We start from the raw sequence: 21,833 nt of genomic DNA, 5'->3' as shown, positions 1-21,833 counted from the left end.
TCCCTGTCGCGCAGCGATGGGGAGGGGGACCGCCGCCGCAGGCGGTGGTGGAGGGGCTGCAACGTCGCGCCATTCGCCCCTCCGTCAGCGCTGCGCGCTGCCACCTCCCCATCGCTGCGCGACAGGGAGGATCAACACACCCTCACCCGAACGGATCACTCCGTCCCGTGGCATATTGCGCCATCGCCATCGTCGTCCACTGCGCGTTGACGCGGATGCAGCTGGGGAAAGTGCTCGCGTCGGTGACGAAGACATTGGTCGTTTCGTGGACGCGGCAGTCGAGATCGACGACGCCGTACGCCGGATCCTCGTTGATCGCATTGCCGCCGTGCGGGTGGCTGCTCGACAGCGTGACATCGTCCTGTTCGCGGATCGCATCGCGGAAAAACGCATCGACATCCATGCCGGGCGTGATCTTTTGCCCCTTGGCCAGCGCGGGATAGCATTCGAGCGCCCCCGCGGCGAAATGGACCTTGGTCAGCGTCGCCATCGCGTCGCGCAGCACCGGCAGATCGTCGTCCACGTCCAGCCGGAACTCCAGTTTGCCGTCCTTCACCTGCCCGCGCCGGTCGGCGGGAAAAAGGATGCCCGCCGAATGGACGCGGCCGAAATTCTTCATCCGGCTGGCATGGTCGCCGAACCAGCCGGGCATCAGCGACGCCATCGACATCGGCGGCTGAAAATGGCTTTCGAGCAGGAAGTCGCCGCAGTCGACATAGCTCGACATCTGGTCCTCGTCCCACGCATCGCCGCCGACGCGGTCGGGCATCAAGGCAACGACGGGCGAGGCGACGTTGAGCGACACCTGATAGCCGGTACGGTCGATATCGCTGCGGTCGAGCAGCTTTGACGACGCGATCGTGCCCGCGGCGACGACGACGCCGACGCGCGCGCGGACCAGCGTCTTCGACCCGTCGGGGAGGACCAGCTTGACCGCTTCGGCCTCGCGCCGCCCGTCGTAGGCGGTTTGCCAGACGATGCGGTCTGCCTTGGTCCCGGGCAGGATGCGCGCGCCGAAATCGCGGCACGCCTCGGGCAGATAGGTTTGCGCGATGCCCATGCGGCGGCCATAGGCGCAGCCCGAATTGCAATAGCCGCAATAGGCGCACGCGCTGGCGGTGTTCGGCGGGCCGAAATTCTTGGCGAACCAGTCGGCGATCGCGCGCTGGTCGCGCGGGTTGGTCGATCCGGCCGCATAGCTGCGCCATCCCTCGATCAGATGCGGGCCGTTATGGCGCCCGCTGCGGGGTTCGATGGGGGCGATGCCGAGCTTGTCGCGCACCGCATCATAGCTCGCATGGAACGCCGCGGCGTCGACGGGCGCGCCGATGCTCGCCCATTTGGCGAGCACATCCTTCGCATCTGGATGCGTGCGTCCCGGCTCGTTGACGCGCAGGCAGATGCCGTTGTTGATCGTCGACGATCCGCCGACGCAGCGCCCCTGGAACACCACGAAATCGCGGTTGGTCGAGGTTTGCAGCGCGCCATGCTTGTAGAGCTTGGCGATCATGTCGAGCTCGTGGTGCGTGATCGCGTGGCTGGGGTAGAAGGGGCCCGCCTCGACGATCAGCACCTTATAACCCTGCGCCGCGATATTATACGCGGCGACCCCGCCCCCGGCGCCCGAGCCGATGACGATCACATCATATTCGTCCTCGAGCGTCGACGCGTCAAGGATATGCGCGGGGTCGATCTCGCGCCCGTGCACGGGTTCGAGCGGCACGTCATAGCTACCGCGCTGGCGGAATTTGGGGAGGGTGAAGCCGATCTGGCGATGCACCGGATTGGCGGCATTGGCTGCCTGATCGCCGGGTTCGAGCCCCGGCTGCCAATGGCCATAATAGCAGGCGTAGATGACGCCGCGCAGCCGCGCCATGTCCTGGAACAGGTCGATCTGGCTGTTCTTGAGGCGATCGGTCAGCCTTTCGACGCGGTCCGCGACATCATTCTCGGTAAAGAAGGGGCCGCCGAGCACCAGTTCGGTCGCGGTCAGCGACAGGCGGATCTCGTCGAGCTTGGTGCCGCCGACCTTTTCGAACAGGTCGCAGACATTGGCGACGACCTGATCGGCCGAAATCACCATCTCGGCGTCGTGAAACAGCGCTTCGGTCAGCGCCTTCAGAAATTTGAGCTGCCCGAAATTAAACGGTGCCGTCATTGCCCTGCCCCCAGTTTGCGCACGCCGCAAAATGCCGGATTATAGCAGGCCGGGGCAAGATCTATTGTACGGGATCGCCAGTTACGCGGTGCGCGCGAGATTTTCTTCCGCAAGGAACGGCCGCACCGCCGCCATCGCGCGCGTCACATAGTCCGCTTTCTCGCCGACCGGCGCGACATAGTGCAGCGCCTCTTCGGCCGCCGTGGTCCCGGCGAGCCGCGCGATGATCCACGCGGCGAGATATTGCGACGCGAGGCAGCCGCCCGCGGTCGCGACATTGCCGTGCGCGACGAAGGGCGCGTCGAGCACCTCGACTCCGGCCTCGATCACCCACGGCTTCGTCGTGAGGTCGGTGCACGCGGGGAGCGCGCCGACCAGCCCGAGCTTCGCGAGCAGCAGCGTCCCCGAACATTGCGCCCCGATCAGCTGGCGCGACGGGTCGAGCCGGATGCGCCCGAGCATCAGCGGGTCCGCCGCGATCTCGCGCGTTTTGATCCCGCTGCCGATGATCACCGCGTCGGCCTTTGCCGCGAAGTCGAGCGGTTGCTGGCGCTCGATCGTCACGCCGTTCATCGAGGTGACGCGCGGCGTCGGCGACGTGATGTGCGCTTCCCAGCCCTGCCCGCGCAAACGGTTCAGGATTCCAGCCGCAACGAACGAATCGAGTTCGTTGAAGCCGTCGAAGGTCAGCACCGCAATCTGCACGTCAAAACTCCCCTTGAACGAGCGGCGCCTATACAGCGCCTTCGAAGATATCATCAACCCAGCGCGACCGCGCGGTGTCGTCGCGCGGCGACGCGAGGTAACGGCCCCACGCCGCGCTCTCGTGCGCGACGATTCCAAGCTCCCAGACGCAGAAGGTCGGGCGCGGGGCGCCCGCTTCCGGCGGATAGGCCGAATCGAACGGCGCGAAGGCGGGCATGTCGCCGTGGCGATACCAGACGGCTTCCCAGAGTTCGTTCGACCCCCGCCACACCGACACGAGCAGGAAATAGAAATCGGCGCCGCAGCGGTGGAGGATGACGAAGCCGCAATCGCCCGGCGCCACGGCCGCCGGCGCGTGTCCGGCGAACCAGTCGGCGCAGAGCCTGGCCACATCGTCCGGCACCGGCGCGTCGGTGGCGGTCAGGTGATAGAGCTTGAGCGCCGCGCCGCCCGCTTCGATAGGTTCGCGAAACTCGGCGTGCTTGGGATAATGGCGATAGGCAGGATCGACGGCGGCGGACAATGGGCATCTCCAACAATGTTCTATATATGTTCTAACACGTGTGCGCCGCAAGCAGCAAGTCGCTAAAGGCCGCTCGCCGTTCCGTTATCGCCGGATCGTGGACCCCAGCGTGACGCTGCCGTTGCCCGCCGCCCCGCCCTGTCGGCCGGCGAGCAGGTCCAGATCGATACGGTCGCGGTCGAAGGTCCATCGCCTGTCTCCCACCGGCATCACAGCCACCCGCGCTTGCGGAAATAGGCGAAGGGCAGGATCGACGAGACGAGCATCAGCCCGATCGCGAAGGGATAGCCGTACTGCCAGCGCAGTTCGGGCATGAGGTCGAAATTCATGCCGTAGATCGACGCGATCAGCGTCGGCGGCAGGAAAGCCACCGCGGCGACGGTGAAAATCTTGATGATCTGGTTCTGTTCGAGGTTGATCAGCCCGAGCGTCGCGTCGAGCAGGAAGTTGATCTTGCCCGACAGGAAGCTGGCGTGATCGGTCAGCGCCTGCACGTCGCGCTGGATCGTCTTGAGCCGTGCGCGCGCCTCGCGGGCGCTGCCTTCGCTGCGCGTGCCATGATAGGACAGCATCCGCGCGAGCCCGACGAGGCATTCGCGCAGCTTGGTGAGCAGGTCGCCCTCGCGCCCGATGCGGCCGAGCATCGCTTCGAGATCGCGCGCCGGACCTTCGGTGCCGCCGCCCGCCGCCTTCCGCGCGAAAACGTCGCGCGACACGGTGTCGCAGTGGAGCGCGCTGCGTTCGAGCACGTCGGCGACGCGGTCGACGATCGCCTCGATCAGGTCGAGCATCAGCGTTTCGGCGGTCGTGGCGCCGTTGGTGCGCAGCCGGCGCGCGACGACCTGTTCGAACGGCGCCGCCTCGGCATGGCGCACCGTCGCGAGGCTTGCCGCGCCGAGGATGAAGGTGACGGGCGCAAGGCGCGGCGCATCGCCGTCGAGCCCGACGACGATCGGCACCGTCATGAACTGCGCGCCGACCTCTTCGTAAAGCCGCGCCGAGGGCTCGATTTCCTGCATTTCGGGCAGCGTCGGGATCGAAATCCCCAGCAAGGCGGCGGCATTTGCGGCGTCGGCGGCGGTCGGATGGACGATATCCGCCCACAGGATCGCGGGCGGGTTTGCCGCGCCGATATCGGCGCGGACGAGGCGATCGGCCTCGCGAACGAAAGCGTTGAACATGGAGTGTCTCCTGAATGCTGGCGTCCGCCAGCGTCAGGAGATGCGCAGGAGATTACCCCTGACGGACCGCCGTGGCTGCCGGACATATGGTGCGACGTCTACTGTCGGGGTCCATTTTTCGGTCCTTGGGTTGATGCCGGAGTCGCGCTCCGGCGGGCGGCGATATGCGCCCGGCGGCCGGGGGTGTCAATTTGTGAAGCAATGACGCCGGGCTGCCCTGTTTTTGGGCGGTGACAGATCAAGGCGGGGCGGCGTTGCCCCCCCCCCCCTTCGTCATCCCGGGCTTGACCCGGGATCCCGCTTTTCTGACGCGTCGGCACGGCCTGACCCAACAGCGGGACCCCGGATCAAGTCCGGGGTGACGATAAAAAAGAAGGTCGAAAGCCGCCTTTGGCGCTACGCCGCCTTTTTCGCTTGCCTATATTTGTGCAGCAGCGGTTCGGTATAGCCCGACGGCTGCGTCACGCCCTCGAAGATCAGTGCGCGCGCGGCCTGATAGGCGATGCCGTCGGGGGTCAGCTTTTCATAGAGCGCATCGCCCGCATTCTGCGCGTCGACCTTCGCCGCCATGCGCGCCAGCGCGGCGTCGACCTGTTCGGGGGTGCAGACGCCGTGGAGCAGCCAGTTGGCGAGCGCCTGACTGGCGATGCGCAAAGTCGCGCGATCCTCCATCAGGCCGACGTCGTCGATGTCGGGCACTTTCGAGCAGCCGACGCCCTGATCGATCCAGCGCACGACATAGCCGAGGATGCCCTGGCAATTGTTATCGAGTTCGCGGGTGATTTCGGCTTCGCTCCAGTTGCGGCCGGTCGCAACCGGGATATTGAGCAAGCGGTCGAGCGACGGCACCGCTTCGCCCGCGATTTCCCTCTGCCGCGCGAACACGTCGACCTGATGATAGTGCAGCGCGTGCAGCGTCGCGGCGGTCGGCGACGGAACCCATGCCGTGTTCGCGCCCGATTTCGGATGGCCGATCTTGGCGTCGAGCATGGCTTTCATCAGGTCGGGCATTGCCCACATGCCCTTGCCGATCTGCGCCTTGCCGCTGAGGCCGCAGGCGAGGCCGATGCGGACGTTGCGGTCTTCGTAGGAGGCGATCCAGTCGCTCGCCTTCATCTCGCCCTTGGGGATCATCGGACCCGCGCGCATCGAAGTGTGGATCTCGTCGCCGGTGCGGTCGAGGAAGCCGGTGTTGATGAAGACGATGCGGTCCTTCACGGCGTGGATGCACGCGGCGAGGTTCGCTGACGTACGACGTTCCTCGTCCATCACGCCGACCTTCATCGTGTGGCGCGCGAGGCCGAGCATATCTTCCACGGCATCGAACAGACGGTTGGTAAAACCGCATTCCTCGGGGCCATGCTGCTTGGGCTTGACGATATAGATGCTGCCCGCGCGGCTGTTCCGGAGCGTGCCGAGGCCCTTGAGGTCATGGATCGAGCAGAGGCTGGTGATGACCGCGTCGCAGAGGCCCTCGGGCGCTTCGGTGCCGTCAGCGAGCCGGATCATCGGTGTCGTCATCAGATGGCCGACGTTGCGCACGAACATCACGCTGCGGCCGTGGAGGGCGAAGGACTCGCCCGACGGCGACGTCCATTCGCGGTCGGCCTCCATCGCGCGGGTGACCGTCTGCCCACCCTTGGCAAAGCTTTCGACGAGATCGCCGCGCATCAGGCCGAGCCAGTTGGCATAGCCGAGCGCCTTGTCCTCGCCATCGACCGCCGCGACCGAGTCTTCGAGGTCGATGATCGTCGTCAGCGCGGCTTCGAGCACGACGTCGGCGATGCCCGCGGGATCGGTCTTACCGATCGCGCTGCCCTCGTCGATCACCAGTTCGATATGCAGGCCGTTGTGGCGGAGCAGGATGCCGCCGGGCCTGCTGCCCACCCATTGCGCGGGATCGGCGAGCGCGGGCTCGCCGCCCTGCCAGTCGGCCCAGCTGCCCGACGCAAGCGGCACCGCTTCGTCGAGGAAGGCCTTGGCGCGCGCGATCACCGCGGCGCCGCGGTCGGCGTCATAGCCGCCGGGCTTGGCCGGTGGCGCGTCAAGCGCGTCGGTGCCGTAGAAGGCGTCGTAGAGGCTGCCCCAGCGCGCGTTGGCGGCGTTCAATGCGAAGCGCGCGTTGAGCGCGGGCACGACGAGCTGCGGTCCCGCCATCGTCGCGATTTCGGGATCGACATTCTGCGTGCCGACTTTGAAGGCTGCGAGTTCGGGAACCAGATAGCCGATGTCACGAAGGAACGCCTGATAGGCCGCAGCGTCATGCGCTTGTCCGGCGCGCGCTTCGTGCCAGGCGTCGATCTGCGCCTGCAAATCCTCGCGCTTTGCCAGCAGCGACGCGTTTTCGGGCGCGAATTTGCCGAGCAGCCCGGCGAAATCGCTCCAGAATTTGGCGGCGTCGAGCCCCGTCCCCGGCAGCGCGCGCTGCTCGATAAAGTCGGCCAGTCGCGAATCGACGGACAGGCCGGAGCGATCGAGAAATTCAGTCATGCAAGCACCCTCTGGTCGGCGCGGCTGCGCCAGTGGACCCGGGGAGGAAAGGGCCGTCGCCCTATGCCGCGATTGATTTCGATTGGCAATGGGCGGTGTTTCCCGCATAGGTTTTCAGCCGCTGCGCGGACTTTCGGCACTTGCCCACCGCGCCCGCATGTGATTATGCTGCATTGCACAATAAAACCTTTCTCCCCCGAACGGCTCTGAAACCATGGACGACACACGACTGAAATTGATGGAAGCCATCGCCCGCAAGCGAAAGGTGACCGCGCATTACAATGGGCAAGTCCTGACGCTGGCGCCGCATCTTCTGTTCGAACGGCGCGGCGATCTGTTCATCAGCGCGCTGAACCTCAACAAGAACTGGCGATCCGACGAGGAGCCGCGGCTCGGCCATTTCAAGCTCGGCGGCCTCGCGTCGATCGAGCTGATCGAAGAGACTTTCGATCCGCTGCCAAACTTCGAAGCGGCGCCGCCGCAACCCGAAGACACGCCGCTACTCGCGGTCTGAAATCAGGCAACACCCACGGCGGGTGCCGGCGCCAGTTCGCCAATCGCGACCCGCACCTGATTCCGCCCGCCCGCCTTGGCGCGGTACAGCGCGGCGTCGGCGCGGCGCGACAGGTCGAACAGCGAATCGCCCGTGGTACGCTGCGCGACGCCGAAAGACGCCGTAAAGCCGCGATCGACCCCCAGCACCGGCAATTGCGCCGCCGCAAAGGTCGTGCGCACGGTTTCGGCGTAGAGGCGGCCGTCGGACAGCAGCGCGTCGGGAAGCAGGACGGCGAATTCCTCGCCCCCGATCCGGCCGACGATCGCACCCGCGGGCGCGGCATCGACCAGCATCGCCGCGAAATGCGCGATCACCCCGTCGCCCGCGGCGTGGCCGAAACTGTCGTTGATCTTCTTGAAGTCGTCGAGGTCAGCCGTGACGAGCACCGTCACGTCCCCGCCGCGCAGCAACGCCAGTTCGGCATGATGTTCGAAACCGCGCCGGTTGAGCACGCTCGAAAGCGGATCGGTTTCCGAGCGCGCGACCATCTCCGCGGTGGTGTCGCGCATGATCACAAGCAGCATGACGAGCGCGATCGCCATCAGCGTGACGACGCTCCCGCTTTGCGAGATCGCGGCGTAGGTCGTCGCCATATAGCCCTGCGGTGCGCTCGCCGTGCCCACGATCGCCGCGATAAAGGGCTTGGCGACATAGATGGCCGCCGCGATCACCTGGAGCGCGACGAGCAGCAGGTCGAGCGCCTGACGCCGGCCCGAGCGCCAGATCACGAGCCCGAGCAGCGTCTGCATCGCAAAATAGGGAAGCTGGTAGAGCATCAGACGCACGATCGAGCCGTAGGTCATGCTGAAGATCACTGGCACGGCGAGGATGGTGACGACCCAGATCGCGGCCATCGCGCCCCACGGCGGCCGCGCGCGATAATGATGCGCGACGCCGATCAGCGCGAAGCTGAGCGCGAGCAGGAAGACGAGGAAAATGCCGATGCCGACGGGGTTGGGATCGACCTGCCGGGTCAGAAGAAACTCGAGCGCGACATTGACGATCCCCATGCCGTAGCCAAGCGCAAGCCACCGCGCGCCGCGCGCGTCGCGGTTCGTCGCCGCGACCACGGCGAACGCAACGGCGAAAATGCCGGCGACGGACATGTTGATGCCAAGCACAAAGGCGGCGGTCATCGGCTCACTCACTTATCGGTTCGGTCAGCGTAACGAGGCTGTTCCGAACTTTCGGTTAATGTGTTGCGATTCGGTGCAATTCGACTGCCCCATTACCGAAGAGAGCGGCCCGGAACAGTGACTTGCAGCACAGTGAAGACAAAAGTGCCGCCCCGGGGGTGCAAAAGCCCATCGTCGCTCGCTATAGCCACCCCATGGTCAGTCTCACCGCGACAGAAAATGCGACGCTCGAACGCGCCGCCGATGCGCCGATGCTGGTGCAGGTGGAGAAATGGGCCGCGATCAACAGCGGCACCGGCAACCTCGCGGGATTGAAGACCGTCGCGGGCGAACTGGCCGATGCCTTTGCGGCGTTGCCCGGCGAAGTCCGGCTGGTTGCCGCCGATCCGGTCGAAAGCGTCGACAGCGCCGGCACCGTCAAAACCATCCAGCGCGGCGACCATTTGCACCTGCGCGTGCGACCCGAGGCGCCGGTACAGCTGCTGCTGACCGGGCATATGGACACGGTGTTTGCCGTGGATCACCCATTCCAGACGTTGAAGTGGCTGGAAGACGGCGTGCTCAACGGCCCCGGCACCGCCGACATGAAGGCCGGCATTTCGGTGATCCTCGCGGCGCTCACCGCGCTGGAGGCATCGCCGCTCGCGAGCCGCGTCGGCTATGACGTGATGATCAACAGCGACGAGGAAACGGGAAGCCAGGCGTCGGCGCGGCTGATCGCCGAGCTGGCGAAGGGCAAGACCGCGGCGCTGACCTATGAGCCCGCGCTGCCCGACGGCACGCTGGCGGGCGCGCGGCCGGGCAGCGGCAATTTCTCGGTGATCGTCCACGGCCGCGCCGCCCACGCCGGGCGCAATCCGCAGGACGGGCGCAATGCCTTGCTCGCCGCGGCCGATCTCGCGCTGCGGCTCGGCGCGCTGAAGTCCGATACGCTCAAGGTCAATCCGGCGAAGATCGACGGCGGCGGCCCGAACAATATCGTGCCCGACAGCGCGATCCTGCGCGTCAATATGCGCCCGTCGACCCCCGATGCGATGGCGGCGGCCGAAGCCGCGATGCGCGATGCGATCGCGGCAATCTCGCGCGAGCATGACGTGCATTGCCACGTCCACGGCGGCTTCAACCGTCCGCCGAAGCCGCTCGACGCCGCGGCGACGCGTCTGTTCGAGCTGGTGCGCGATTGCGGCGCCGCGCTTGGCCTGCCGATCGGCTGGAACGCGACGGGCGGGGTGTGCGACGGCAATAATATCGCGGCATGCGGCGTGCCCGTCGTCGACACGATGGGTCCGCGCGGCGGCGCGATCCATTCGTCGGACGAATTTCTGATCGTCGACAGCCTCGCCGAACGCGCGCAGTTATCGGCACTCACCATGACAAGAATAGCGGAACGGGGGACTGTGTGAATTATGTGATCCGGGCGGCCAAGCCGGGCGACCTGCAAAGCATTTACGAGATGGCGAAGCTGACCGGTGGCGGCTTCACCAACCTGCCCCCCGACAAGAATGCGTTGCGTGCCAAGCTCGAGCGCACCGAAGCCTCGTTCGCGAGCGACAAGGAATATCCGTCGGACGAACTGTACCTGCTCGTGCTCGAAGATATGGACAGCGGCGAAGTGCGCGGCACCTGCCAGATTTTCGGGCAGGTCGGCCAGCGCTGGCCCTTCTATTCCTATCGCATCGGCACCGACAGCAAGCATAGCGAGCAGCTCGACCGCACCTTCCACGCGCAGGTGCTGATGCTCAGCAACGACCTGAACGGCGCGAGCGAGGTCGGCGGGCTGTTCCTGCACCCCGCGGCGCGCGCCGGCGGGCTCGGGCTGCTGCTCGCACGCTCGCGCTATCTGTTCATCGCGCGGCACCGTGCGCGCTTCGGCGACCGCATCCTCGCCGAGCTGCGCGGGGTGATCGACGAGGCGGGCGGATCGCCCTTCTGGGACGGGGTCGCGGGCAAATTCTTCGGGATGAATTTCCAGGAAGCCGACCAGTTCAACGCGGTCCACGGCAACCAGTTCATCGCCGACCTGATGCCGAAGCATCCCGTCTATATCGCGATGCTGGGCGAGCATGCGCGCAGCGTCATCGGCGTGCCGCACCCGACCGGGCGCGCGGCGATGCGCATGCTCGAGAATGAAGGCTTCGCGTTCGAAAATTATGTCGACATCTTCGACGGCGGCCCCACGATGACCGCGCGCACCGATCAGGTCGCGAGCATCAAGGACGCCAAGCATATCGAGATTTCGGCGATCGCCGAAACGGGAGAAGACGCGCTGGTCGCGACGGGGCAGCTCGCCGATTTCCGCTGTTGTTTCGGCAAGATCGGCGACGGCGCGACGCTCGACAGCGAGGCCGCGAAGCTGCTGGGTGTCGGCAAGGGCAGCGGCATCAGCTGGATCGGACGTTAAACGATGCTGACCGAAATCAATTTCGACGGGATCATCGGCCCGAGCCACAATTATGCGGGGCTCAGCCGCGGCAATATCGCGTCGGCGAGCAACGCCGGCGACGTGTCGCAGCCGCGCGCCGCGGCGCTGCAGGGCATCGAGAAGATGCGCCACAATCTGATGCTCGGGCTGCCGCAGGGCTTCTTCGCCCCGCTCGACCGCCCCGATGCGCCATGGCTCGCGACGCTCGGCACGACCCCCGAAGATGCCGAGGGACATTTGCGTGCGCAGGCGTGGTCGGCGTCGTCGATGTGGGCCGCCAACGCCGCGACCGTCTCGCCCGCGCCCGACAGCGCCGACGGCAAATGCCATCTGACCGTCGCGAACCTCGTCACCATGCCGCACCGCAGCCACGAATGGCCGGGCACGCTCGCACAGCTTCGCCTCGCGTTCGCCGACCCCGCCTTTGCGGTGCATGCGCCGGTCCCCGCCCCCTTCGGCGACGAGGGCGCGGCGAACCATATGCGGCTGTGCAGCGGGCACGATGGGGCCGGCGTCGAAATCTTCGTCTATGGCGTCGGCGGCGGGCGCTTTCCGGCGCGCCAGCATCTCGACGCGTCGAAGGCGATCGCACGCAACCACGGGCTCGATCCCGCGCGCACGCTGTTCATCCGTCAGTCGGACACCGCGATCCAGGGCGGCGCGTTCCACAACGACGTCGTCGCGGTCGCGAACGAGCATGTGCTGTTCACCCACGAAACCGCGTTCGAGGATCGCGACGCGGCGCACGCCGAAATTCGCGCCGCTTTTCCCGCGGTCGAGATCGTCGAGGTGCCGGCGAGCGCGGTGAGCCTGCCCGACGCGATCAAATCCTATCTGTTCAACGCGCAGCTCGTCAGCTTGCCCGATGGCGGCGGCATGGGGCTGGTGCTGCCGACCGAGGCGCAGGCCACGCCCGCGGTGTGGAACTGGCTGGAGGCACATGTCGCGGGCAACGGCCCGATCCGCCGCCTGCTGCCGGTGAACGTGCGCCAGTCGATGGCGAACGGCGGCGGGCCGGCATGCCTGCGCCTGCGCGTCGTTGCCGATCCGGCGACGGTCGATCCGCGCTTTATCGCCGACGAAGCAAAGCTCGACCGGATTGCAGGCGTCGTGGCGAAGCACTGGCCCGAAGCGATCGCGCCCGGCGACCTCGCCTCGGCAGCGCTGGCGAGCGACGTGCGCAAAGCGCGCGCGGCACTTCTCGAAACGCTCGACCTCGGCGAGCTGGTTTGACAGCATATTCGCTTCGTCATGCCGGACTTGATCCGGCATCCATCGCCGCCCCCGCAGTCTGGACCCCGGATCAAGTCCGGGGTGACGATAAGAAAAGGGGCGACGTAAGTTGAAGATTCGCGAACTGATCGGCACCGCCGAGGTGCCGGGCGGCGACGAACTGCGGCTGTACCGGCGCGGTGACGATTTCATCATCGCGATCGATCGCAACGAATTGATGAGCAGCCGGATGAGCGGTTCCGAAGAAGCGCTGGCGACGATGACCTGCGACCGGCTGCGCAGCCCGAAGGCGGCCAGCCTGCTGATCGGCGGCTATGGCATGGGGTTCACCCTGCGCGCCGCACTGGCGACGCTCGGGCCCGATGCAAAGATTGCGGTGGCCGAACTGGTGCCGGGCATCATCGAGTGGGCGCGCGGCCCGATGGCCGAGCTGGCGGCGGGCTGTCTCGACGATCCGCGGGTCGAGCTGATCCTCGGCGATGTGTCGAAGGCGATCGGCGCGGCGACGCGCCGCTATGACGCGATCCTGCTCGACGTCGACAATGGGCCCGATGGCCTGACGCGCGACGCCAACGAGGGTCTCTATTCGGCGGCGGGCCTCGCCACGGCCAAGGCGGCGCTGCGCCCCGGCGGCATCTTGGCGATATGGTCGGCGGCGCCCGACGCCCGCTTCACGCGCCGGTTGGCGGCGGCGGGCTTTCAGGTCGAAGAGGTCGGCGTGCGCGCGCGCAGCAACGGCAAAGGCCCGCGGCACGTCATCTGGTTTGCGCGGGTGAACTAGCGGCGGTCGCGCTTGGCTCCCGACCGATTGCAGACTCCCATACTCTCGTCACCCCGGACTTGATCCGGGGTCCACGACTTCAGCGCCGCCATGGATCCCGGATCAAGTCCGGGATGACGAAGGGTAAGAGTCCGGGATGACGAAGGGTAAGGACGCCACCGTCCGCTCACCACCCCGATGTCATCGCCGCCTTTTCGACCAGACGCCGTAGGCAGGACCGATTCCGCGCTATTTTTAGGCACAGAACCAGCTAAACATCACATTGGGGGCGGCGTACGATATTTGGCGAAGGAAAGCCGCGATGTCACCGACCGAGCAATCCGCGATCTGGCCCGAACTGCGCTGGGCCGACTGGCGCGATACCGCGATCACGCTGCAGCTGTGGACGCAGATCGTCGGCAAGATCCGCCTGTCGCTGACACCCTGGCTCAACCATGGTTGGCAGGTGCCGCTCTATGTCAGCGCGCGCGGCCTCACCACATCGCCGATCCCGGTCGGGCACGAACTGCTCGAAATCGAATTCGACTTCATCGTCCACCGGCTGATCTGCCGCACGAGCCAGGGGCAGACCCGCGAGCTCGTGCTCGAACCGCGCAGCGTCGCCGATTTCCACGATCGGCTGTTGGGATTGCTCGCCGACCTTGGCATCGCAGTGCGCATCCATGGCGTGCCGAACGAGGTGCCCGACCCGATCCCGTTCGCGCGCGACGAGAGCCACAAAAGCTATGACGCCGAGGCCGCGCATCGTTTCTGGCGCGCGCTGATGCAGGTCGACCGCGTGTTCAAGCTGTTCCGCAGCGGGTTTCTGGGCAAGGCGAGCCCAGTGCATTTCTTCTGGGGCAGCTTCGACCTGGCCGTCACGCGCTTTTCGGGCCGCGCGGCGCCGCCGCACCCCGGCGGCGTGCCGGGCCTGCCCGACCCGGTGACGCGCGAAGCCTATTCGCACGAGGTCAGCAGCGCCGGCTTCTGGCCGGGCGGCGACGCTTTTCCCGAACCCGCGTTCTATTCCTACGCCTATCCCGAACCGGCCGGGTTTCGGGACTATCCGGTGCCCGACGCGGCGCGCTTCGACGCGGGCATGGGCGAATATATCCTGCCTTATGACGCGGTGCGGACGGCGGCGTCGCCCGATGCGCTGCTGCTCGACTTTCTCGAGCGCAGCTATGGCGCGGCGGCCGACGCCGCGGGCTGGGACCGCGCCGCGCTGGAGTGCCCGCTGGGCGCGCCGGCGCGGGTTCGCGAGACGAATTGAACCGCCTTTTCGCCGAATGGATGCCCTGGTGGCTTGCCCCCATCTGTCGGATTAACTTACAGTTTACCATAAGCCCGGCGCGCCGAATCCCGCATTTGCGCCAGTGGCACGGCGCTTGCTTAGGCTATGGTGATGCTGAAAAAAATCGGACGCCTGTTCGTCATCAAGACCCGCTTCGAAGCGTGCCTCATCATCTATGCGCTCGCCGTCGGGGCGATGGCGCGCGGCGCCGCCTATCTGCACGAATATCCGGGGACCGGCGGCAAACTGTTGCTGCTGGCCTGCACCGGATCGGTGTTCCTTGCGGGCGCGAAGATTTTCGATTGCCTGCGCTTCGAGCAAGCCGCGGAGGCCGCGCGGCAGACGACGGAATAGCAACGACGTCGCCCCTGCGAAGGCAGGGGCCGCAATCGGTTTACACGGCACGGGCGGGGCAAGGCTGCCAGCGGCCCCTGCCTTCGCAGGGGCGACGGAATATACAGCCCCCGCCTTCCCCACGTCATCCAGATATGCGAAGGCGTGCCCATGAGCAGGATCAGCGGCCGGCCGGCCATCAGCAACGAGCATATATACGGCCTGAGCCTCCGCGTCGCGCGCTGGCGTGCGGGCACGCCCGGCACGCCCTTGCTGTTCCTGAATGGCATCGGTGCCGATCTGGTCGCCGCGGCGCCGCTGCTCGCGCAGATCCATGACCGCGAAGTGTGGACGCTCGACATGCCCGGCGTCGGCGGTTCGCCCGACGCGCTGCTGCCCTATGGCGCGCCGACGATCGCGGCGGTGGTGATGGAGATCGCCGACCGCCTTGGGCACAAGATGATCGACGTCGCCGGGTTCAGCTGGGGCGGCGCGCTGGCACAGCAGATCGCGATCCAGTTTCCGGGGCGCGTGCGCCGTCTTGTGCTGATGGCGACGACCCCGGTCATGGGCGCGCCGGGGATCGGCTGGGCCGCGATGTTCGACGACGACATGCTGGCGAGCGGGCTCAAGATCCAGACCGCGACCCCGCTCGGCATCGCTTACCAGAGTGCCGCGATGATCGGATGGAGCAGCGTGGGTTTCCTGTCGGGGTTGAAAGAGCTTCCGGCGCTGGTGCTGATGGGCGAGCAGGATGGCGTGATGCCCGCCTGCTATGGCGAGATGCTCGCCGACCAGATCGATGGCGCGGTGCTGGAAATGGTGCCGGGATCGCACCTCTTCCCCTTCACCCACGCCGCGGCCATTTCGGCGCGGATCAGCGCGTTTCTGGATCAGCCGGCGCCGGCGGAACAAGCCGCCGCGTAAGGAAATCGGCGATCGCCTTCGCGGTCGCATCGGGCGCTTCCTCCATCGGCAGGTGGCCGATGCCGGGCAACATCACGACCTCGGACCCCGCGATGCGTTCGTTGAACGTCTTTGCGGCGCTGGGGTTGATGATCCGGTCCTTGTCGCCGAACAGAATCAGCGTCGGCGCCTCGATCTCGCCGGCACGCGCCGCCACCCTGGGCTCGCGGTCCATCCGCGCGCGCAGCACCGTCGCTTCGCGATTGCCCGGAAAGCGCAGCAGCTCCCAATAGCGGTCGATCATCGCGTCATCGACGATCTCCTGTTTCTCGACCGACCCGCGCAGCGACTGTTCGACGAGCATCCGCGGCGTGACGCGCGTCGCCAGCCAGCGGCCGAAGGGATATTCGAGGACGCGGAAACCGACATTCGATTCGGGCCTTTTTTCGCCCGGCCGCAGCGGCATGCCGGCGGCGTCGATCAACAGCAGCGCATCGACACGCGCGGGCTGCGCGAGCGCGTAGCGCCAGCTGACCCAGCCGCCCATCGAATTGCCGCCGAGGATGAAATGATCGAGCCCGAGCTTCGCCGCGACGACGTCGACCGCGTTCATCATGCCCTCGGCCGAATAATCGGTGTCGGGGGTCGCACCGGTGAGCCCGTGTCCCGGCAGGTCGAGCGTGACGATCCGGTAGGTGCCGCCGAGCCGCTTCACCAGCGGTTCCCACGTATGGAGGCTGGCATTGGCGCCATGGACGAGGATGATCGCGGGGCCGTCGCGATTGCCCTGATCGCGATAGTGAATCCGCTGCCCCGCCGGCCCCGCGACGAATGCCGCGTTCGGGCCGCCATATTTGGCGATCATCGCGTCGCGGTCGGTATCAGGCGTCAGGAGCAGGAGGAAACCGACCACGACCGCGAGCAACAACGCGAGCGGGATCAGCACCCGCTTGCGCCGAAAGAACGGACGCCGCGGTGGCGGCGGCGGATCGAAATCTATGTCGTCGGCAATCATCATGCCCCCCTCAAGGCTCCGCGCGAACCTAGCGAGCAGGGCTGCTCCGTCAATGTGAAGATCCTCCCTGTGGCGCAGCCATGGGGAGGGTCAATATTGTCTACTCGTGAATTTTCCGCCGGAAGGTTTCGGGCAGGAACAACAGCCCGACGATCAATGTGATCACCGCGACGATCACCGGATACCAGAGGCCGTAATAGATGTTGCCCGTCGCCGCGACCATCGCGAACGCCGTCGTCGGCAGGAAACCGCCGAACCAGCCGTTGCCGATATGATAGGGCAGCGACATCGCGGTGTAGCGGATGCGGCTGGGGAAGAGTTCGACGAGCAATGCGGCGATCGGGCCGTAGACCATCGTCACGAGCAGCACGAGGTAGAAGAGGATCGCGACGACGAGCGGCTTGTTGATCGCCGCCGGATCGGCCTTTGCCGGATAGCCGGCGTCGGTCAGCGCATTCTGGAGTTCGGAGCGGAACGCGGCGATCGCGCCGGCGCGATCCTCTTCGGCAAGGCGCCAGGGATCGGGCGCGGCGAGGACGCGCGAGCCGATGCGCACGCGCGCCGGTTCGCCCGTCATGCGTTCGCGCGTGAAAGACGTGTAGCTCGCACCCGCCTTTGCCAGCGTCGACTTGATGATGTCGCAGCCGCTGCCTTCGAACTTGTTGCCGCCGATCGGATCGAACTGGAACGAGCAGGACCCGGGATCGGCCGCCATGATGACGGCGGCGTTCTGCTGCGCCTTGGCCATCGCGGGGTTGGCGGCGGCGGTGAGCATCTGGAACGCCGGGAAATAAGTGAGCGCGGCGAGCGCGCAGCCCGCGAGGATGATCGGCTTTCGCCCGACCTTGTCGCTGAGCCAGCCGAAGAAGATGAAGAAGGGCGTGCCGAGCGCGAGCGCGATGGCGATCAATATGTTCGCGGTGGCGCCGTCGACCTTCAGCGTCTTTTCGAGGAAAAAGAGCGCGTAAAATTGCCCCGAATACCAGACGACCGCCTGCCCCGCGACCGCGCCGAACAGCGCGACGATCACCCATTTGAGATTCTCCCAGCGGCCGAACGCCTCGGTGAGCGGTGCCTTCGAGGTCGTGCCCTCCTCCTTCATCTGCTTGAAGACCGGGCTTTCCTCGAGCTGGAGGCGGATCCACAGCGACACGCCGAGCAGGATTACCGAGATGAGGAAGGGAATGCGCCAGCCCCAGTCGGCGAAAGCGGCCTCGCCCATGACCGAGCGGATGACGATGACGACGCCGAGCGCCGCGAACAGGCCGAGCGTCGCGGTGGTCTGGATGAAGCTGGTGAAAAGCCCGCGTTTGCCCTCGGGCGCATGTTCGGCGACGTAAGTGGCGGCGCCGCCATATTCGCCGCCGAGCGCGAGCCCCTGGACGAGACGGAGCAGCACGAGGAGGATCGGCGCCGCGACGCCGATCGACGCATAGCTGGGCAGCACGCCGACGAGGAAGGTGGAGGCGCCCATCAGCCCCATGGTGACGAGAAAGGTGTTCTTGCGCCCGACAAGGTCGCCGATGCGCCCGAACACGAGCGCGCCGAACGGCCTTACCGCAAAGCCCGCGGCGAAGGCGCCGAGCGCAAAGATGAAGCCGGTGGTTTCGTTGACGCCCGAAAAGAATTGCGCCGAGATGATCGTCGCGAGCAGGCCGTAGAGGTAGAAATCATACCATTCGAACACCGTGCCGAGCGACGAGGCCAGGATGACCTTGCGTTCGCTCTGCCGGGTTTCGAGTGCCGCCGCGCCGTCACCGTTCGTCATCCGCTACCCCTTCGCCCATTATCTTGTGGGCGAAGGGTCTAGCGGACGGGTAGCGTGCGTCAACCGACGCGCTTGACCGCACCCTTGTGTGCGCCGACGCTCTTGTTGCGCGGGCGGAAACGGCGCTTGCGCTGGCCTTCGGCGCCCTCGCCGGCTGCCGCACCATCGCGGCGCGGACCGCGTTCGCCGCGCGGCTGGCCGCCATCGCGCTGACGATGCGCGTCCTGACGCTGGCGATTGGGGTCGCGGCCCTGGCTGCCCGTGTCGCGCGGCGGCTGTGCCGGCTTCGGCAGGTTGCGCACCAGCTCGTTGAAATTCTCGGGCAGCGGCATCGGTTCGGACTTGCTCCGCGTCACGCGCTCGATATCGCGCATGTACGGACGCTCATCGGGGGCGATGAAGCTGATCGCCTTGCCCTCGGCGCCGGCGCGCGCGGTGCGGCCGATGCGGTGGACATATTGTTCGGGGACGTTCGGGATCTCGAAGTTGATCACATGGCTGACCCCCGACACGTCGATACCGCGTGCGGCGATGTCGGTCGCGACGAGCAGCTTGATGTCGCCCGAGCGGAACGCCTGCAGCGCGTGGGTGCGCTGCGACTGGCTCTTGTTGCCATGGATCGCCATCGCCTTGATGTTCGCGCCCGCGAGGTGGCGCACGACGCGGTCGGCGCCATGCTTGGTGCGGGTGAAGATCAGCGCGCGGTCGATGTCTTCGCTGGCAATGACCGAGTGCAGCAGCGCCTGCTTTTCCTTCTGTTCGACGAAGGTCGAATATTGGCTGATCTTTTCGACCGTGGTCGCCGCCGGGGTGACCGACACGGTCACCGGATCCTCAAGGAACTGTTCGGCGAGGTGGGCGATTTCCTTGGGCATCGTCGCCGAGAAGAAGAGGTTCTGGCGGCGCGACGGGAGCAGCTTGGCGACGCGGCGCAGCGAATGGATGAAGCCCATGTCCATCATCTGGTCGGCTTCATCGAGGACGAAGATCTCGACGTCGTCGAGGCGCAGCGCGCGCTGGTCGATCAGGTCGAGCAGGCGGCCCGGGGTCGCGACGAGGATGTCGACGCCGCCCGACAGGTCGCGGATCTGCTTGTTGATCGGCACGCCGCCGAACACCGTCGTGACGCTGAGCTTGGTAAAGCGGCCATAGTCGCGGCAGCTTTGCGCGATCTGCGCGGCCAGCTCACGCGTCGGCGCGAGGACGAGCATGCGGCAACCGCGCGGGGTCGGGCGGTGCGGATAGGTCAAAAGATGATGGATCGACGGCAGCGAGAAACCGGCGGTCTTGCCGGTGCCCGTCTGCGCGATACCGCACAGGTCGCGGCCCTTCATCAGCGGCGGGATCGCCTGCGTCTGAATCGGGGTCGGGGTGGTATAATCCTTGGCGGCAAGCGCGCGATTGATGTCGGCGTGCAGGCCAAAGTCGTTAAAAGTCGTCATAAAATACTCACATAGGGCGACGCGCAGGCGCATCCGTTCGCATCGAACGGACGGCGCACGGCCGCGGGTTCGAAACGACCCGCGTGAAAGGGTGCCTCTGGGGACAAAGCGCTGGTCCGGCTCGTCCCGCGCCTGTTTCGGGCGGGAAAATCACGCTGCCGGTGGTTACGGCGGGAGGTCCCGCCATGCTGCGCTGCACAACATATGGCATGGGTTGCGCAGTTTTGCAAGATAATTGCGCGCTTACCTATTCCATTCTCCCTGAGCTTGTCGAAGGGCGGTTCTTTCTTCATCAATGCGATAGCTAAAATGCGCGTCGCCCCCGCGAAGGCGGGGGCCGTTGTCGGCATCAAGCGATGTTGAGCCAGAATGCCAGCGGCCCCCGCCTTCGCGGGGGCGACGGATAGAACAAAGACGGGGGGATAAATGGCCGAGAAAATCATCGTCATCGACGAGGGCACGACGTCGACGCGGACGATGCTTTTCGGCGCCGACGGCACCCCGCTCGGCAGCGCGCAGCGCGAGATCCGGCAACATTATCCCGGCCCCGGCCTGGTCGAACATGACGCCGCCGAAATCTGGGAGGCCACCCTCGCCTGCACGCGCGAAATGATCGCGCAGGCGGGCGGCGCAGACCATGTCGCCGCGATCGGGATCACCAACCAGCGCGAGACGGTGGTGTTCTGGGACCGCACCACCGGCGAGCCGCTCGCGCGCGCAATCGTGTGGCAGGACCGCCGCTCGGCCGCCGATTGCGCGGCGCTGAAAGACGCCGGCCATGAGGCACAAGCGCAGGCGAAGAGCGGGTTGCTGCTCGATCCCTATTTTTCGGGAACCAAGATCGGCTGGGCGCTGAAGCACTGGCCGCAGCTGAAGGAAGCCGGCGACCGGCTCGCGGTCGGGACGGTCGAATCCTATCTCGTCTATCGCCTGACCGGCGGCGTTCATGTCACCGATGCGAGCAACGCGTCGCGCACCTTGCTGATGGACATCAACGGCCAAGGCGGCTGGGATAGCGAATTGTGCGACCTGCTCGGCGTGCCGATGGACCTGCTTCCCGAAATCACCGGCTGCACGACGCGCGTCGGCACGACCGATCCGGCGCTGTTCGGCGGCGCGATCGCGATCTGCGGCATGGCGGGAGACCAGCAGGCTGCAACGATCGGGCAGGCGTGCCTGTCGCCGGGACAGACCAAGGCGACCTTCGGGACCGGCGCCTTCATCCTGTCTGCCAGCGGCACGGTGCGCCCCGTGTCGAACCATCGTCTGCTCGCGACAATATTGGTGCAGGAGGGCGACGTGCGCTCCTATGCGCTCGAAGGATCGGTGTTCGTCGCCGGCAGCCTGATCAAATGGCTGCGCGACGGGCTGGGCCTGCTCGCCAATGCGGGCGAGAGCGAGGGGTTGGCGCGTTCGGTGAGCGACAATGGCGGCGTCTATCTGGTCCCCGCCCTCACCGGGCTCGGCGCGCCGCACTGGCGCCCCGATGCGCTCGCGGCCATATCGGGACTGAACTTCGCAACGACGAAGGCGCATGTCGCGCGCGCCGCGCTGGAAGCGCAAGCCTATCAGGCGCATGACCTGAAATCGGCCTTCGCCGCCGATGGGGTCGACTGGGCCGAGGTGCGGATCGACGGCGGCATGGCCGCGAACGACTGGATGGCGCAGGACCTTGCCGACATGCTGGGCATCACCGTCGAACGGCCCGATTTCGTCGAGAGCACCGCGCTTGGCGCCGCGATGCTCGCCGCCACCGGCGCGGGGCTTTATCCGGACCTCGCGAGCGCGGCCAAGGCGATGCGCGGCACCGCGACGCGCTTCACGCCCGCGCTGGGTGCCGACAAACGCAAAACGCGCCTTGCCGGCTGGCAAAGCGCGCTTGCAAAGGTTCTGAGCTGACACCCCCGCATT

The 21,833-nt window shown here is 66.5% G+C and carries 19 protein-coding genes; 9 read left to right on the top strand and 10 right to left on the bottom strand.

What is annotated here, in order from left to right; all coding sequences use genetic code 11:
* Positions 1–142: 142 nt before the first annotated feature.
* From ATE70_RS00205 to ATE70_RS00185, 6 genes are all read right to left on the bottom strand, one after another.
* Positions 143–2,158 carry a GMC family oxidoreductase N-terminal domain-containing protein gene (locus ATE70_RS00205; protein WP_058535969.1) on the bottom strand — a complete coding sequence of 672 codons (2,016 nt, stop codon included), beginning with the start codon at positions 2,156–2,158 and terminating at the stop codon, positions 143–145.
* A gap of 81 nt (positions 2,159–2,239) precedes the next feature.
* On the bottom strand, positions 2,240–2,863 hold the full coding sequence (locus tag ATE70_RS00200; protein WP_058535968.1) for a DJ-1/PfpI family protein: 624 nt from the start codon (positions 2,861–2,863) through the stop codon (positions 2,240–2,242).
* Between the two features lie 28 nt (positions 2,864–2,891).
* Complete coding sequence (locus ATE70_RS00195; RefSeq protein WP_058535967.1) at positions 2,892–3,386, bottom strand: hypothetical protein; 495 nt, start codon at positions 3,384–3,386, stop codon at positions 2,892–2,894.
* An 84-nt stretch (positions 3,387–3,470) separates the two neighbouring features.
* Positions 3,471–3,599 (bottom strand): hypothetical protein, encoded by a 129-nt coding sequence (locus ATE70_RS25575; RefSeq protein WP_269433804.1) that lies wholly within the window; start codon positions 3,597–3,599, stop codon positions 3,471–3,473.
* Complete coding sequence (locus ATE70_RS00190; RefSeq protein WP_058535966.1) at positions 3,596–4,567, bottom strand: magnesium transporter CorA family protein; 972 nt, start codon at positions 4,565–4,567, stop codon at positions 3,596–3,598. Before ATE70_RS00190 ends, ATE70_RS25575 begins: the two co-directional genes overlap by 4 nt.
* 396 nt (positions 4,568–4,963) lie before the next feature.
* Entirely contained in the window at positions 4,964–7,057 is a 2,094-nt protein-coding gene (locus ATE70_RS00185; RefSeq protein ID WP_058535965.1) for a malate synthase G, read from the bottom strand.
* Positions 7,058–7,271: 214 nt separating this feature from the next.
* Here ATE70_RS00185 and ATE70_RS00180 point away from each other — a divergent pair, with 214 nt between their 5' ends.
* Positions 7,272–7,571, top strand: coding sequence for a hypothetical protein (locus tag ATE70_RS00180; protein WP_056371424.1), 300 nt, complete (start codon positions 7,272–7,274; stop codon positions 7,569–7,571).
* A gap of 2 nt (positions 7,572–7,573) precedes the next feature.
* On the opposite strand, the gene ATE70_RS00175 is transcribed toward ATE70_RS00180, so the two are convergent.
* Positions 7,574–8,749 (bottom strand): GGDEF domain-containing protein, encoded by a 1,176-nt coding sequence (locus ATE70_RS00175; RefSeq protein WP_058535964.1) that lies wholly within the window; start codon positions 8,747–8,749, stop codon positions 7,574–7,576.
* Positions 8,750–8,943: 194 nt separating this feature from the next.
* Between ATE70_RS00175 and ATE70_RS00170 the strand changes: the two genes are divergently transcribed.
* The 7 genes from ATE70_RS00170 (at position 8,944) to ATE70_RS00140 (ending at position 15,718) form a co-directional block, all read left to right on the top strand.
* Positions 8,944–10,152 (top strand): hydrolase, encoded by a 1,209-nt coding sequence (locus ATE70_RS00170; RefSeq protein ID WP_058535963.1) that lies wholly within the window; start codon positions 8,944–8,946, stop codon positions 10,150–10,152.
* Positions 10,149–11,150, top strand: coding sequence for an arginine N-succinyltransferase (locus tag ATE70_RS00165; protein WP_058535962.1), 1,002 nt, complete (start codon positions 10,149–10,151; stop codon positions 11,148–11,150). The genes ATE70_RS00170 and ATE70_RS00165 overlap by 4 nt, the downstream gene beginning before the upstream one ends.
* 3 nt (positions 11,151–11,153) lie before the next feature.
* Positions 11,154–12,404, top strand: coding sequence for an N-succinylarginine dihydrolase (locus ATE70_RS00160; protein ID WP_058535961.1), 1,251 nt, complete (start codon positions 11,154–11,156; stop codon positions 12,402–12,404).
* A 109-nt stretch (positions 12,405–12,513) separates the two neighbouring features.
* Positions 12,514–13,185 carry a spermidine synthase gene (locus ATE70_RS00155; protein WP_058535960.1) on the top strand — a complete coding sequence of 224 codons (672 nt, stop codon included), beginning with the start codon at positions 12,514–12,516 and terminating at the stop codon, positions 13,183–13,185.
* A gap of 301 nt (positions 13,186–13,486) precedes the next feature.
* A complete protein-coding gene (locus ATE70_RS00150; protein ID WP_058535959.1) occupies positions 13,487–14,437 on the top strand; it encodes a DUF5996 family protein in 951 nt (316 codons plus the stop codon).
* Between the two features lie 132 nt (positions 14,438–14,569).
* Positions 14,570–14,812, top strand: a complete 243-nt coding sequence (locus ATE70_RS00145; protein WP_058536475.1) for a hypothetical protein — start codon at positions 14,570–14,572, stop codon at positions 14,810–14,812.
* Positions 14,813–14,962: 150 nt separating this feature from the next.
* Positions 14,963–15,718 carry an alpha/beta fold hydrolase gene (locus ATE70_RS00140; protein ID WP_058535958.1) on the top strand — a complete coding sequence of 252 codons (756 nt, stop codon included), beginning with the start codon at positions 14,963–14,965 and terminating at the stop codon, positions 15,716–15,718.
* On the opposite strand, the gene ATE70_RS00135 is transcribed toward ATE70_RS00140, so the two are convergent.
* The 3 genes from ATE70_RS00135 to ATE70_RS00125 all read right to left on the bottom strand — a co-directional run bounded on the left by ATE70_RS00135 (position 15,669) and on the right by ATE70_RS00125 (position 19,922).
* Positions 15,669–16,715 carry an alpha/beta fold hydrolase gene (locus ATE70_RS00135; protein WP_058535957.1) on the bottom strand — a complete coding sequence of 349 codons (1,047 nt, stop codon included), beginning with the start codon at positions 16,713–16,715 and terminating at the stop codon, positions 15,669–15,671. The two genes, ATE70_RS00140 and ATE70_RS00135, sit on opposite strands and share 50 nt — an antisense overlap.
* Before the next feature lie 97 nt (positions 16,716–16,812).
* Positions 16,813–18,480, bottom strand: coding sequence for an MFS transporter (locus tag ATE70_RS00130; protein ID WP_058535956.1), 1,668 nt, complete (start codon positions 18,478–18,480; stop codon positions 16,813–16,815).
* Between the two features lie 59 nt (positions 18,481–18,539).
* Positions 18,540–19,922 carry a DEAD/DEAH box helicase gene (locus tag ATE70_RS00125; protein WP_058535955.1) on the bottom strand — a complete coding sequence of 461 codons (1,383 nt, stop codon included), beginning with the start codon at positions 19,920–19,922 and terminating at the stop codon, positions 18,540–18,542.
* Positions 19,923–20,348: 426 nt separating this feature from the next.
* Here ATE70_RS00125 and ATE70_RS00120 point away from each other — a divergent pair, with 426 nt between their 5' ends.
* On the top strand, positions 20,349–21,821 hold the full coding sequence (locus ATE70_RS00120) for a glycerol kinase (RefSeq protein WP_058535954.1): 1,473 nt from the start codon (positions 20,349–20,351) through the stop codon (positions 21,819–21,821).
* Positions 21,822–21,833: the final 12 nt, after the last annotated feature.

The sequence above is a fragment of the Sphingopyxis sp. H053 genome (genome assembly GCF_001468225.1).
GTDB lineage: Bacteria > Pseudomonadota > Alphaproteobacteria > Sphingomonadales > Sphingomonadaceae > Sphingopyxis.
Note: the sequence above shows the minus strand (reverse complement) of the source record. Positions and strands in the feature narration are given on the sequence as shown.